General features: G+C 39.5%; 12 protein-coding genes. 6 read left to right on the plus strand and 6 right to left on the minus strand.

From position 1 onward, the window contains the following. Positions 1 to 139: 139 nt before the first annotated feature. Entirely contained in the window at positions 140 to 1,102 is a 963-nt protein-coding gene (locus E0E36_RS17245) for an SGNH/GDSL hydrolase family protein (RefSeq protein ID WP_130857022.1), read from the plus strand. Between the two features lie 97 nt (positions 1,103 to 1,199). Next, positions 1,200 to 1,886: an MCP four helix bundle domain-containing protein gene (locus E0E36_RS17250; RefSeq protein WP_165447020.1), complete on the plus strand. Its 687-nt coding sequence runs from the start codon at positions 1,200 to 1,202 to the stop codon at positions 1,884 to 1,886. Between the two features lie 3 nt (positions 1,887 to 1,889). Here the strand turns inward: E0E36_RS17250 and E0E36_RS17255 are convergent, their stop codons facing one another. Together E0E36_RS17255 and E0E36_RS17260 are read right to left on the minus strand one after the other, a co-directional pair. After that, positions 1,890 to 2,195 (minus strand): hypothetical protein, encoded by a 306-nt coding sequence (locus E0E36_RS17255; protein WP_013665789.1) that lies wholly within the window; start codon positions 2,193 to 2,195, stop codon positions 1,890 to 1,892. A 94-nt stretch (positions 2,196 to 2,289) separates the two neighbouring features. Beyond that, positions 2,290 to 5,145 carry a TolB-like translocation protein gene (locus tag E0E36_RS17260; RefSeq protein WP_130857025.1) on the minus strand — a complete coding sequence of 952 codons (2,856 nt, stop codon included), beginning with the start codon at positions 5,143 to 5,145 and terminating at the stop codon, positions 2,290 to 2,292. 1,342 nt (positions 5,146 to 6,487) lie between these two features. On the opposite strand from E0E36_RS17260, the gene E0E36_RS17265 reads away from it, so the two are divergent. Continuing rightward, positions 6,488 to 7,705 carry an acyloxyacyl hydrolase gene (locus E0E36_RS17265; protein ID WP_130857027.1) on the plus strand — a complete coding sequence of 406 codons (1,218 nt, stop codon included), beginning with the start codon at positions 6,488 to 6,490 and terminating at the stop codon, positions 7,703 to 7,705. A gap of 53 nt (positions 7,706 to 7,758) precedes the next feature. Here E0E36_RS17265 and E0E36_RS17270 read toward each other — a convergent pair whose 3' ends face one another. Together E0E36_RS17270 and tgt are read right to left on the minus strand one after the other, a co-directional pair. Further along, entirely contained in the window at positions 7,759 to 8,835 is a 1,077-nt protein-coding gene (locus E0E36_RS17270) for an LptF/LptG family permease (RefSeq protein ID WP_013665792.1), read from the minus strand. A 177-nt stretch (positions 8,836 to 9,012) separates the two neighbouring features. Then, complete coding sequence (gene tgt / locus E0E36_RS17275) at positions 9,013 to 10,143, minus strand: tRNA guanosine(34) transglycosylase Tgt (protein WP_130857029.1); 1,131 nt, start codon at positions 10,141 to 10,143, stop codon at positions 9,013 to 9,015. Between the two features lie 165 nt (positions 10,144 to 10,308). Between tgt and E0E36_RS17280 the strand changes: the two genes are divergently transcribed. From E0E36_RS17280 to dprA, 3 genes are all read left to right on the plus strand, one after another. Further along, on the plus strand, positions 10,309 to 11,433 hold the full coding sequence (locus tag E0E36_RS17280) for a glycosyltransferase (protein WP_130857031.1): 1,125 nt from the start codon (positions 10,309 to 10,311) through the stop codon (positions 11,431 to 11,433). 20 nt (positions 11,434 to 11,453) lie between these two features. Continuing rightward, positions 11,454 to 12,089, plus strand: a complete 636-nt coding sequence (gene rsmG / locus E0E36_RS17285; protein ID WP_013665795.1) for a 16S rRNA (guanine(527)-N(7))-methyltransferase RsmG — start codon at positions 11,454 to 11,456, stop codon at positions 12,087 to 12,089. Between the two features lie 80 nt (positions 12,090 to 12,169). Continuing rightward, positions 12,170 to 13,264, plus strand: a complete 1,095-nt coding sequence (dprA, locus tag E0E36_RS17290) for a DNA-processing protein DprA (RefSeq protein ID WP_130857032.1) — start codon at positions 12,170 to 12,172, stop codon at positions 13,262 to 13,264. Between the two features lie 15 nt (positions 13,265 to 13,279). On the opposite strand, the gene E0E36_RS27810 is transcribed toward dprA, so the two are convergent. Together E0E36_RS27810 and E0E36_RS17295 are read right to left on the minus strand one after the other, a co-directional pair. After that, complete coding sequence (locus E0E36_RS27810; RefSeq protein WP_165447021.1) at positions 13,280 to 13,429, minus strand: hypothetical protein; 150 nt, start codon at positions 13,427 to 13,429, stop codon at positions 13,280 to 13,282. Between the two features lie 59 nt (positions 13,430 to 13,488). Continuing rightward, positions 13,489 to 14,877, minus strand: a complete 1,389-nt coding sequence (locus tag E0E36_RS17295; protein ID WP_013665798.1) for an MBL fold metallo-hydrolase — start codon at positions 14,875 to 14,877, stop codon at positions 13,489 to 13,491. Positions 14,878 to 14,888: the final 11 nt, after the last annotated feature.

Genomic DNA, 14,888 nt, shown 5'->3' on the forward strand with positions numbered 1-14,888 from the left:
CCGTTTTGCAAGATTGTTGTTTTCTGCATTACCTGTAGGCGTATAGGTTGATGAATAAAGATCAGCATAAAAAGCAAAGATGACTGACTAATAAATGCCGAATGGTGATTACCTTTGAGTTTCATCAAATAGGCCAGTTATGCAAAAATCAGGATGTATATTGTCTACACTTTTCGTCACTATATACGTTTGGATGGCGGGGATGGGTGTAATACGTGCTCAAGACGCTCCCTATCCATTAGAACACGCTAAGCGAATATTGTTTCTCGGCAATAGTATAACTTATGGTGGAGATTATGTTTCAATATTTGAAACATCATTAAGCGTTAGCTACCCAGCTAATAATCCCGAAGTTATTAATCTGGCTTTACCAAGTGAAACGGTTTCTGGTCTTAGCGAGCCTGATCATGCTGATGGAAAATTTCCGAGGCCCTGCCTTTTTAGCCGAGTAACCAGCGTGCTTCAGAAGAGCAAACCGATCGATATTGCGTTTGCCTGTTATGGAATGAACGATGGGATATACTTGCCTTTTGACATGAATCGCTTTGAAGCGTATAAACGAGGAATGATTAGATTACGTGATTCGTTAGAAGCGGCGGGGGTTAAACGTATCATTTTTATGACACCGCCCATACATGATGATAAAGATAAGGGTTTAGGAGGCTATAATCTTGTTTTGGATAAATATGCAGAATGGTTGTTAGCTCAGCGGAAAGCGAGAGGATGGGAGGTAATTGATGTACATTTTCCAATGCGTGCTTATTTGGAAAAAAAGCGTCAGAAAGATGCTGACTTCAAACTTGCTGAAGACGGCGTGCATCCGGGCAAAGAAGGACACTGGCTAATAGCAAAGGCTCTGTTACAATATTTTCATTTACAAGGAGGATTAGTTAAAACAACCTTAAACGATTTTCTGGAAAGTCAGCCTTATATTGTTAATTTATATACGTTGATAGGTAAACGGCAGTCGTTTATGAAAGACGCATGGCTTACCTATACAGGGCACGAACGGCCCGGGATGCCCATTGGCTTGCCGATGGAGGAAGCTGCGATTCAATATGAGCAGCTGGAAAGAGAAATATTTCAATTGAAACGTAATTAGTTTAGCTGATTACTATCCGGACTCCACGAGTTTTTTGTTATAGGAAGTATTTTTCCTTATGTTTGTTTTTTACCACGGCCTATCAATTGTAGACAGTATGAAGTGGACTTACTTTATTCGGCAAAAGCTTAAAGTTGCTTTTTTGTTGTTCTGTATTATGGCATGCTCGGTGTTAATCAGGGTATTAGAGGACAAGAATGTGAAAAGTATTAGCAATGCGCTTTTGTCGATGTATGATGACCGATTGGTGCCTGCATCCGATATTTTTTATATGACGGAACATCTTTACGCCAAGAAATTCCTGATGCTTCAATTCCTTAATGATACAACACCTTCCGCTGTCAGTATAGAGCAGTTAGCGGGACGGATGAAGTACCATAATCAATTTATCGACTCACTGCTAAATAAATACGAAAAAACCTATTTGGTTGATAAGGAAAAAATGTATCTAGAGGGATTCAAAAAGCAGCTTGCACACTATATGTCCTTAGAAAATCATTTATTGGGAGTTTCTGAGATCGGTTTGCAACAACGTGTAACAAAATACCGGGAAGGTGGCGAGGATGCGCTTGATAGAACCATTGCAGGGCTTTCCGCGCTAGAAAGGCTCCAAACTCAGGTAGGTCGCGAATTAATGGCGGATGCACAGTTTGTCATATCAGGTACCCGTTTCTTTTCCACATTGCAGATTATCTTATCTATCGTAATCGGAATAATGGTAGTGGTACTTGTGTTAGCATCCAAAAGTGTGATAAAGAAAAAACAACCGTTTAATTTAAACTAGCTTTTAATCAAGATACTTCCGATCATCTTCTGAAAGATTGGAACGGTAAGGGTCAGTTAACTCTTCTGATTTTGTATTCGTGCTTGTTTGAAAGTTTTGTGATGGGGGATTCAATTTTTCAGTTTTTCTCCTGGGTCGTCCTAAAAGGAAGCCAACAATAACGCCAAAAGCAAACATACTACCCAAGATAGCAAGTTTAGGAATGTAACGGTCACCGAAAATCCAAAAGATTACTTCATCCGTGTTTTTCATTAAAATAATGGTAACCAAAACCGTTAAAATAATAATGAAGATAGTTTTTGCGCTCATAAGCTTATTTTTTGAACTAAAATAACTCTTTTCATAATAAGATCAACTAATATGCCAACTTATGGAACATGTAAGTGTTCTATTTGTTTGTTTTTCAATAGGTATAGCTTACCCCGTACGTGAATACAATATTTTTTGGGCTTGCATCATTAACATAAATAGCGCGTACACCGGCATCGAAATTTGGTAAATAGAACCGGAGAATATTTAGGTCGGCACGTAATTCTATACCTAAAGTGCGGGGAGAGAATTGATTTTGTCGCCCAAAATTTTCGAAATCGGCAAATACTCCTGCTTTAAGTCGCTTAATAAAAGCAAGTGGACTAATGTCCCAATCAGGATAAGCAATAGGAAATCGATAGTCCAAAAATAAAGTATTATGTACGTCGGTAGTGAGAAGTTGATCATATCCGCTAACCATCGGAATATCGTTAGATAAACGGTAATCACCGTTCCTTTCCTGAAAATTAAAACGTGCCTGAAGCGAATGGTTGTTTACTAAACCGGGAAAGTAAAAAGTAGATTTCATGGAAAAAAGGTTTCCCGATAAACGTCGATCAAAAACCATACTTCTATAGATGAAATTCAGGTTCTGTCCCCATTTTGGCGCAAGATCCAGCAAACTCCTTCTGCTGTTTCTGTTGAAATAGTACTGCAGAAGAAGCGGAAATCGTACCTGGGAAAAATTCGGTAAAGAAATGTTCTTTAAACTGATGTCATAACGCCAAGTATAACTGGTCCCAATGGATACACCGGTGTTATAAAGCGTGTTCAGTCGGTTAAAAGTTAAAGGGATGGTGGTTTTAAGCTCGGTATGGTGTTCTCTCCATCGGAGAGGGACGCGCTCATTGGGGTTGTTCTGAAGCCTAACACTGCTTAACTGCGCTTGATTGCGATACTCAACGGTGAATTTGGGAAACCAGCGTTTCAAGGAAGCACTGACGTAGTAGTCGGTACGACTGGTATTCTGGTCATAATTAAATCCAATTCGAGTGGAAAGCGTGTTCAGTAAGTTGTCAGACATCAGTTGCAAGCCTAGATCAAAATTGTCTATACTGGAGATGTCATCGCCCACCGGAGAAATGCTGTGAAAATTAAAAAGGTGCTGAATGTCTTTATAAGGCCTTGAGGCAAAAGTTTTCGTCGGAATGAAGGTAGACGTGTCTGTTATATTTTCTTGCTGTATAAGCGGCTTAAAATAGCTTATAAAGGAATCTCCGCTAGGGGTGATAGACTGACGGAATGCTTCCTCCAAATTTAGCTTGCTAATCATATAGCCATTTACCTGATAATTATTGAAATAAATGCTTCCTGAAGATTCATCAAAGTAAGGGTTGGTTGCGCCAAATTTGATATTGGTGATTTGTTGGGGGGCTTCTCCTGAATAAGGTAACAGATAAAGGTTGTCGATACCATTGTAATGAGCTTTGAATAAGATGCCTTGCGGAATATAGATCGGTCTTTCTAACTGTTGCTTCTGCCACTCCATCAATAGTCGGCTTTCTCCCGTTTGGAGGTTAACTTCAAGCAACGTGGCACCCTGTTGTTGAACGGCGGTAGTAATGACCTTTGTTCCGCTGCTGTCAAAAGAAGGAGTTTGGACATTGAGGTTTGCAGGCAGAGCAATCCGCCTTTCCTCTGCACCGGTCGTGCTGTTTAAGATAAGTAGCGATGCCCTGTTTTCGAGATTGATTTCTATTGTGGCAATATGCATCCCATCGGCGCTCAAAGCAGGAGAGAACAGGCGTGTTTTAAAGGTCAGTTGTTTGTATTTTTTACTGGCTAGGTCATATACATTAATGACATGAAAATTTCTTTTCAAATACCGCTTATCATAGCGAAGCTCGTCCCAGGTAATCTTGTTGCCACCATAAGAAAAATGCGGCTCGGTTTGTATTCCGGTTTTTATGACCTCTTCTATCCGGTTATCTGCTGTGATCGAAACGATCTTTGGTACACTATGGTTGCTTCTTTGTAAGGCTAGTGTGTTACCATTTGGAAGTGCTTTTGGAAACAAAAAATCAATTATTTCAGACCGACTTCCCGGAAAAGATGTGTAGGTTAATGGGTTGGTTTTTTTCAACTGATCCCGCCATAAGCTATCAAGCTCTTCCACCGTTTTCTTATGCCAGGATTCCGTGTTGTAACCCGTTAATGTCTTTAAGCTGCTACTGAAATTGTAAGGTCTAATTGGGTTCTTGGCAATCCGTGTCATCAGGTCTTCTAGAAAATTTTCACCATAGTCTCTTCGCATCTTCGTCGTCATAAAATACCCAAGTTGATAATAACCCGGAGTGATATATTTTAGCGATCCTAAGAAGTCTTTTTGATAGCTATATTTTTTACCACTTAGTGTATTTGTTCTAAATGGAAGTTCCCATGAAGGCAAGCGACCTCGACCGGCGGTGCTGAGGGTTGTCTCGATTCCTACAGCGTCGCCCTCATAGAACCAAGGTGGGAGTGTGATGCCGAAAATAGCTAGGGCTAGTTGTTCAAAAAGTGGCGCTTTTAAATACCCGGAAATCTTATCGAATTGCACCACATGACGAAGCTCATGCACGGCCAAACTATTGAGCCAATCCTGGTAATCCATTTGCTGCGGTGGGGTAGTGCTGAATTCAGAACGGCGCGGCCCGAGTTGTACAAAACCATTGGAAACCACGTCTCGATTTTGCAAAATAATCGAAATTTTTCTTGGTTTTTTACCAATTGATTTGCTGACTTTGGCTAGGACTGATTCTAAGACATAGGTTAGACGCTGGGCCTGATTCTCAAATTCAGCAGGAAAAATAACTTGGAATTCGGGTGTTTGTATTTCTCTCCACTTTACACTTGGAGGGTTTTGGTAGTCGTCGAAAATCTGTGAAAATGCCAATGATGAATAAAAAAGTGATATTGTTAATGATAATGTATTGATAAGAAGTGTTTTATATTTATTTTTTTGAGTCATTACAACAGATTGCTAAAAATATTAGTTTTTTATTGGTTGGTTAATTGTTTGATATATTTATTTTTTGTTAATATAAAGTTTAAAACTAATTGATTTTTAATTTTTTATTATTTATTAAGATGTTTGAATAAGTGCTTTATGTCTTGTGTTTTTTTACGAATTTTAGCGAACAGTAGCCTCTTTGTGTGTATTTCGTAAATGTATTTAATTTTTTTTACAACGCTACACTATCTATGGTTTTTTTTTGCGTGTCTTCTCTTCAAATGTTTGATCTCGACTCTTCCAGGTTTTCGCATCATCGAGTTGTAGGCTTCCATTTGTTGCGTGTAGTTTCTTTCATAATCTTTGAAAAGTACTATTTATTTAAAGGCATGGTAAGCTGGAAAAAAATGCTCCTATATCGAAACAAAAAAAGATCTTATGGTGTGGGTGGGCCTTCTTTTTGTGGAGTGATCAATAGGGTTAATTGCCTGTTAAGAAGTTCATATCGAGTGCTGTTTTTTTTTCGAGAAGATCGGTTCCTTTTTTTCTCGCTCTTTTCAGCTTGTTTTAAAGTTACAGAAGTTTGTAATGTAGGTGCAGGAGGGTCGTTTTTTTAAAGTATAGCTATTGACCCGAGCGTGAATTGTAATCGTTTTTTTCTTTCTTTTTCTAATACTTAGTGTAATTTATGTCTTATTTTTTTGAGTGTTTTATTCGTATTCACATTGCTTGAATATACTGGCAGCTTCAAGAATCCTCAGCAAGATAATAAGCCAGCTATAACCTTAACTAGTAAATACAAAGTCATCTCTTTTCAGCGGAGCTTTTGTTGCCTATAAAAATTGCTTGGTCTATATGATTTTTTAATTCGGTTAGCCATTTTAAATAGCTCTGCCTCCCGTAATAGAAACCCAAATCAATTTTCTCTTTGGATCCATTTGTCTATGAGCGCTAAGTGGTATTATCTAATTTCTCCATTTTTATTTTCGAGCAATAATAAAGACGTACGCGGGCTATGTTTAGTGGTCGTTTTAGGATGGCATTGCGAAAATTTTAGCAAGCCAATAAAATACACTAAGCCTTGTCCGGCACAGATGGCACATGGAGTAAAAATCTGTCGATGCTGATCTTATACCCGTCGCCTTGTTGCCTTAAAATGCATACTTGACTTTCAATAGTTAGCGCGCTTTGCAATAAAGAGACTGCTTTTTAACGCTTTTAAGGGCCGAATAAGATTTTAACCTTCTTGGTGGCCGCTTTGGGTTTTGTTTCCTTAAAAGGTCTGAAAAGGGCTTAAAATCGAGTCTGTATTTTTCGGCTAAGGTCTTTTCCTTTTTTATACTTTCAAAAAGGCATAAAAATGTTACCTTTGCGCTCCCCCATTTTGCAATTAAATATGTTGAAATTGTCGAAAATCGTTTTCTCTTTTCTATTACTTTTTACGGTAGCTACCCACAAATCATGGGCCCAATTTCATCCCCGGTATTTGTCTCTATCAGATTCTTCATCAATAAATATTAGTGAAAAGAAGCATTTCGTGATTCAACTGGAACACGAAAATGGAGGCGTATTAACGGGTAATGAACGAGCGAAGGAATCCTTAAGGGATGCCTATTATAATGCTTTTAATTTGAAAATCGGTTGGCAAACCAAGCACGGAGGCGATGTTTACCACCAGCTTTACAATTACCCCGTATATGGTGTAGGGTTGTATTCCAGTACTTTTGGACTTGATCATGTTGGAGATCCCTATGCTGTTTATGGCTTTGTTTCCATCCCCATTAAACCGCGCGTAAACCGTCGGTGGAACTTCAATTATCGCATTTCCCTTGGTCTATCCGTTAGATTTAATCCCTATAGCGAGGACGAGAATCCCTTCAATTTAATTATTGGTACAAAAAACAATGTTTTTATTGATTTTGGTGGTCAAGTTAACTATACATTGAGTCGGCATTTTCAGATCGGAGCCGGTTTGGCCTTCCATCATTTTTCCAATGGGGCATTAAAACTACCTAACACAGGTATTAATCTGCTTCCTTTCACAGCTGCCGTGACTTATGTGCCCAATGCGAAAACCTTCGATTTTCGCAAGCAATATATTGTCCCGAACCCGAAAGAAGACGAACTTCAGTTTAGCTATGCATTTGGTTTTAAACAATTGGATGAGGATAATGAGCGAAAATACTTTAAATCGACTATCGGTGTCTTTTGGAGTCGCTATTTAGGATATAAATGGCGTCTAGGACTCGGCGCTAATATTTTTTATTCTGCCTCTGCCAACGATCCGGAAGTGGCGGGCGATAAAGAAAGCTCTTTTAATGCCTTGTTTTCGGGAGGGCCGGCATTCTATATCGACCATTTGTTGACATCCAAGTTGTATTTGAATGGGAACGTAGGTTACTATTTGCATCGAAATGAATTTAACCGGGAAACAAAGCCGATGTATCTGCGGATAGGTGGCCGATATTATGTTTATAAAGACTTCTTTGCTGGTGTATCTATTAAGGCACACGCAGGTAAGGCAGATTTTATCGAGTGGACCACCGGTTATACCTTGGATCTTCGTAAAAGGAAATAAGCCATAAATTGACGTCTGTTTTAGATCAAAATCGCCATCAATGAAAATAGAACCTATTTAGGTGCTTTATAAAGAAGATAGAGGCCCACACCGAGAAAGATCAGACTGGGGATAAAAGCCGCCAAAAGAGGAGGGAGGCCTCCCTTTAGTGAGAACATATTGGCAAACTGAATAAACAGAATATAGGTAAAACTAAGCGCTATTCCGACGCCGAGACTTAAACCGATTCCACCACGTACCTTTTTGGATGATAAGGAGACTCCCATCAAAGTAAGAATGTAAGCAGAGAACGGATAAATAAAACGCTTGTACTTCTCCAGCTTGAGGTCGGTCATTCTACCGGTACCTCGTATTTTCTCTTTCTCAATATTTTCATTTAACTCCTGGGTGGTCATGGCCATAAATACGTTGTCGCGAATTTCAAAATCTCTCGGTGACATATCCAAGGTGGTGTCCTTGGATGTACCCTTTATCATTTTTTCGTTTAAGCCATTTACTATACGAATTGTATAGTTCTCAATCTTCCAATTGTTTTTGACGGAGTCCCAGGTAATCCGGTCGGCAATCAATTTTTCCTGTAATTCTTGCCCTTTAAAGGTTTCCAAAATAAAATTGTAACCTACTTTGCGGTCGTTGTCAAAATTGTCGATATAAACAAAGCTGTTTTTGTCTATCTGCATATGGGTGGAACTCTTACTGTTATTGTCGATAGGTTTTACATAAATATTCTCAAAACCTATTTTCAGTTTGTTGGTTCGCGGAATAATATAGATGTTAAAAATCAGTGTGACTAGGCAGATTATCGAGGCTGCTATAAAATAAGGTCTCAAAAAACGTCGGAAACTCATACCACCATTTAAAATTGGCACGATTTCGGTTTGATCAGCCATTTTAGCGGTAAAGAAAATAACAGCAATAAAATTGATCAACGGACTGAGGAAATTGAGATAAAATGGAATGAAGCCGGCATAGTATTCGAAAACAATCTTAGAAAGCGGCGCATGGTTTTTGAGAAAGTCATCCATGCGTTCCGAGATATCAAAGATAACAGCCACAACAGTGAAAATAGCCATCGTAAACACAAAAGTGCCAAGGTATTTTTTTATTATGTATTTATCGATGATGTTCACTTGAAAATTGAAAAATCAAAATTAAAAATTAAAAAGCTCATTGGCTAATTAGCTAGATGGGGTTTGCGCTACTCGTAACCAAGCCAATAACGGACAACCAACAACCAACAACCAACAACCAACAACCAACAACCAACAACCAATAACCAATAACCAACAACCAATAACTAACAACTACTATAACCGTTCTCCCAACTGTTTAACCATTTTGTTTTTCCATTCGTAAAACGTTCCTTCCAGAATTTTAGTACGGGCCTCCTGTACTAACCAAAGGTAGAAATGCAGGTTATGTAAAGTAGCTATCTGAGCGCCTAAAAGTTCCTTCGAGTGAATTAAATGGCGTAAATAGGCCTTACTATAGAACAGGTCGGTATGCAAATCGCTATCCGGATCTATTGGCGAGAAATCTGCCTCCCATTTCTTGTTTTTGATATTGATAATGCCATTTCTTGTAAATAACATGCCATTTCGGGCGTTGCGTGTAGGCATAACACAATCAAACATGTCAATACCCAAAGCGATATTTTCTAAAATGTTAATAGGTGTACCCACTCCCATTAGATAGCGTGGTTTGTCAAAAGGTAAGATTGCGTTTACCACCTCTGTCATCGCATACATTTCCTCGGCTGGTTCTCCTACGGATAATCCTCCAATAGCATTTCCGTCACGACCGAATGAAGCGATCGTTTCCGCCGATTTTTCCCGAAGATCTCTATATACCGATCCTTGCACAATTGGAAAAAGTGTTTGCTCGTAACCATATAAGGGATCAGTGTTATCGAATCGATCGCAGCATCTTTTTAACCAGCGATGTGTCATATCAAGCGATCTTTTTGCATAGCGATAGTCGCAAGGGTAAGGAGTGCATTCGTCGAAAGCCATGATGATGTCAGCGCCGATAATGCGTTGCGTATCCATTACATTTTCAGGTGTAAAGAGGTGCTTCGATCCGTCAATATGAGAACGAAACGTGACGCCTTCTTCTTTGATTTTCCGCACCTCGGTAAGGGAATATACCTGATAACCTCCACTATCGGTTAATATGGGCTTGTCCCAACCATTAAATTTATGTAATCCACCGGCAGCCTGTATGACATCAAGACCTGGCCTTAAATACAAATGATAGGTGTTGCCCAAAATTATTTGCGCTTGTATATCTTGTTTCAGTTCGTGTTGATGGACACCTTTTACTGAACCGGCCGTGCCGACGGGCATGAAGATAGGTGTTTGAATCGTACCATGTGCGGTGACTAATTCGCCGGCGCGAGCCTTTGAATTTTTATCAGTGGATTGTAGTGTAAATTTCATTTAAGGAATTGCCCTTAGCAAAAAATATTTAGTTTGCAAACTTAGACAAAATGCAATGATTATGCAATCTCTTCGCGCAGGTCATTTTTTGCTTGAGTTCATTTGATTGCGTATGCTACCAATTTTATCTAAGTTTGCAGCCACATACTACTATAATCAGATACTTTGGAACAATATTTACACCTTGTTTTACCGGCGTTGTTGAGCGCTTCCTTGATTATTCAACTGTACTACACATTCTTTGTTCAGGGACTTTTAGGGCGTTATCCCGTGGATGATTTAAAAAGAGATACAATATATCCCCCTTTGTCCGTTATCATTTGCGCGCGGAATGAGGAAAGTAATCTGCGTCTATATCTTTCGGAAGTATTGGAGCAAGATTATCCGCAATTCGAAGTAATTGTTGTAAATGATGGATCAAGTGATGATTCTAACTGGGTTTTAAAAGAATTTCAGGCCCGTTACCCATACCTACGTACCGTGGAGATCCGCGACCAAGGTCGAAATCGACAAGGAAAGAAATTTGCCGTCACCTTAGGCGTCAAGGGCGCTCAGTATGAACACTTGGTATTGACGGATGCCGATTGTTTTCCGCAAACTGATCAATGGCTAAAATGTATGGCCCGGCAGTTTAGGCCCGGTGTAGAGATTGTGTTGGGATATTCACCCTATACACGTGCTTCCGGTTTTTTAAATAAGTACGTCCGATTTGAAACTTACCAAACGGCATTGAATTATTTGTCGAACGCGTTAAGAAAGAATGCTTATATGGGAGTTGGAAGAAACCTTGCCTATACAAAATCCCTGTTTTTTAAAAAGAAAGGCTTCGCTTCTCATATGCATATTCCTTCAGGAGATGATGACCTCTTTGTGAATCAAAATGCTACGAAAAGTAACGTGGCCATCTGCGTAGCACAGGAGGCGCATGTTTGGAGCACACCTAAGAGCACTTACAAAGACTACCAGCGTCAGAAAAACAGACATTTCGGTGCTGGAAAAGCTTATAAGGGCAAACATAAATTGATGCTTACTTTCCAAGCTTTCAACGCGGTAGCGTTTTATTTGCTTATAATCCTTATATTGGTTTTACAGCCTCGCTTTTGGCCTCTTGCCGTAAGCGTCTATTGTTTCCGCTTACTATGCCAATTGCTCGTTAATATCCCAATCATGAAACGTTTGCAGGTAAAAGACCTCATATGGTGGTATCCGCTAATGGATCTTTTACATTTTATATACATCTCTGTCATGGGCGTTTTTGCTCTATTCAGGAAAAATGTTCAGTGGAAATAAGGCTCTAAAAAACGACGAATATGGAAAATACATCTCCCGCAATCATCTATAAATACTTCAAAGAACTAACAGCTATTCAAAAAGAGCAAATTGATCGTTTACAGGATTTATATGCCTTTTGGAATGCGCAGATTAATGTAATTTCCAGAAAAGACATCGATAGTTTGTATGAACGACATGTGCTACATTCCCTAGCTATTGCGAAATTGGTTTCTTTCAAGGCTGGAGCAACCATTCTAGATGTAGGCACGGGAGGAGGCTTTCCGGGTATACCTTTGGCTATACTGTTTCCGCAAACACAGTTTCTTCTAGTGGATTCGATTGGAAAAAAAATTAAGGTGGTGAAAGAAGTGGCGAATGCTTTGGGGCTCACGAATATACAAACGAGTCATTCACGCGCTGAGCAAACTCCGGGTAAGTTCGACTTTGTCATTTCGAGGGCAGTTACCCGCTTAGGCGAATTTTATCCATGGGTGCGGAATAAATTTAAAAAAGATTCATTACATGCCTTTCCCAATGGAATTCTGTATCTAAAAGGAGGAGATTTAACAGAAGAAATTGCCGAGTCAAAATTACATACTGAATTGTTCCCAATCGCTGACTTTTTTGATGAGGAATTTTTTGAAACGAAATATGTGGTTTATATAGAAGGTTGATTTTTAAGAGTTTCACGTGGAATGTTTGATGTTCAAGCCTTTTTTTCTATTTTAGGCTTTTACTAAAAACCTATCAATTCATGAAACTCGTTTATCAGTTGGCACTGACCCAAATTAAAGGGGTTGGAAATACCCTAGCTAAGCAATTAATCGATCATTGTGGAAGTGCAGAGGAAGTGTTCCGATCATCTAAAAAACAGCTGATGCTTATTCCCGGGATTGGAGAGCGAGTCGCTGGGAATATTCTTCATAAAGAGGTGATGAACGCAATAGAGAAGGAAGTTGCTTTCATTGATAAACATAAAATCAAGGTTTTGTTTTGGTCAGAACCGGAATACCCGGTCAAACTAAAGCAATGCATTGATGCACCGGTCTTACTATATTTTAAGGGGAATGCCAATCTTCAAACCAAAAAAGTAATAAGCATTGTAGGTACCCGTAATGCAAGCGATTATGGCAAAAGCATCTGTGAAGAATTTGTGGCATCTTTTAGACAAGAAGAGGTACTTGTCGTAAGTGGCCTAGCGCACGGCATTGATAGCTTCGCTCATGAAGCTTGTCTAAAAAACCAGATTGCCACCGTTGGGGTACTTGGGCATGGCTTGGATCGTATCTACCCCGCAATTAATCGGACCTTAGCTACTGACATGTTAAAAAATGGAGGATTATTAACAGAATATCCTTCAGGCACCAATCCAGATAGACAAAACTTTCCCTCGCGCAATCGAATTATCGCGGGATTGGCAGACGTCACGGTGGTTGTTGAGGCAACCATTAAGGGAGGGGCATTGATTACTGCGGAGATTGCGAATGCCTATAATCGTGACGTATGTGCATTTCCAGGAGATATCAAACGGCAATCTTCCTCGGGTTGTAACCATCTCATCAAAACCCATCGTGCACATCTCATCAGTTCGGCGAAAGATTTAGCTTATTTAATGAATTGGGACCTCACTAGCGAAAAAAAAGAAGAGAAGCAGCTAAGTCTTGAAATAATCCTGAACCCGGAAGAAAAACACGTATTCGATATTGTGAAAGAAAGTGGGTCGATAGGGATCGATGCGCTAGCCTATAAAACAAATCTTACACAGAGTAAGCTGGCGATTCTTCTATTAGAACTGGAAATGAAAGGGGTCTTAATCGCTTTGCCGGGAAAGATGTATAGAACTCCCTAGTCTGATAAGGACGTTTTACAATGAATTAATCAGCGTCCAATAACGCCAACCTAAAATGGCCTTTTGAATCTTATTCAATTGACCGGGATCTTTATGAACCAAACTCGGTAAGATCAATTTATTGACACCAACCAGTACTTTAAATATTCTTTTTCTGAGTCCCATACTGAATAAACAAGTTGACTGGTACATTGTTTCCAGATCAACACTTTACTTGGATATGCTTAAAGTGCAAAGGAATCTCCTTTTGACGGTATCTCAACCTGATAGCCTTTTCCAACGAGATCCGCCTCCAGTGCTTGCATACTGCTCAAATCGCCGTGTACCAAAAAAATCTTCTTCAAACTCTGATTATCGTGTGCTGAAATCGTATTCACCAGATCATGATGATCCGCATGTCCGCTTAAACAATCTGTTTGTTTGATCGATGCAAAAACGGAAAGTTCCCGACTTCTTATCTTTACAATGGAATCACCTCGAAGCAAGCGATGTCCTAAGGTCCCTTTGGCGCAGTATCCTATAAAAAGGATAGTACAATAAAAATTTTGAATATTTTCGTATAGGTGATCCTGTATTCTTCCTCCTTCCAGCATACCCGCAGATGAAACGATAATACAAGGATCGTAATAATTCGAGATATCCTTGCTTTCATCCAGGTTTTCAACATATTTTAGATTTTCAAAAGAGAATTGGTCGCCTTCTCTTGCATAAAAACGCTGTGCCTCTTCATTTAAAAGGTGGTAGTATTTTCGATAAACTTCTGTCGCATAATTGGCAAGCGGACTATCCACAAAGATCTGTACGGGAGGTAAAAGTCCTTCTGAAAAAATGCGATTAAGACTGTATACCAATGCTTGTGTCCGACCTACACTAAATGCGGGTATAATCAATTTACCGGGTGTTTTAATACAGGTCTCTTTTATTGTATTGATTAAAACTTCTGTGAAATCCTGATCGGTATGGTGGCGTCCGCCATAGGTAGACTCGCACACTAAATAATCAACTGGCGGAAGGGGTTGGGGATCCGGCAATATGGGATAGTTTTTTCGACCCAAGTCTCCTGAAAAAGCTATTTTCTTTGTCTGCCCGTTTTCCTCAATCTCTAGAATTGCCGCCGCCGCGCCTAATAGGTGCCCCACAGGAATCAGGGTTAATGTAATGTTGCCTGTTATTCGAAACGGTTTATGAAAAGGAATCGTCACAAAACGTTCGACAGCATCCATTACATGCTTTTGTAAATACAACGGCTTATTATACCTTGTAAAGGTTTTCTTTCCTCGTTTTACTTTTCTCTTTTCTTGTTTAAGAAAGATATTTACGGAATCCAGCATAAGTAATTCGCTTAGTGCTGCGGTAGGAGAGGTGCTTAGAATCTGTCCTTGAAATCCCGAACGGATAAGTGTAGGAATATTTCCCGAATGATCAATGTGCGCATGTGTTAATATAAGGACATCAATTTCGGACGGATGGAAAGGAAAGTGCTCGTTATCTTCCAAACTGACAGAAGGTTCGTAATTCAAACCGCAATCAATCAGTATTTTATAACCTTCTATTTCTAAGAGGTGCATGCTTCCCGTTACTTGTTGAGCCGCACCCCAAAACGTTAAATTCATATTTTTAGCAG

Source organism: Olivibacter jilunii (assembly GCF_900607235.1).
GTDB classification, from domain to species: Bacteria; Bacteroidota; Bacteroidia; order Sphingobacteriales; family Sphingobacteriaceae; genus Olivibacter; species Olivibacter oleidegradans.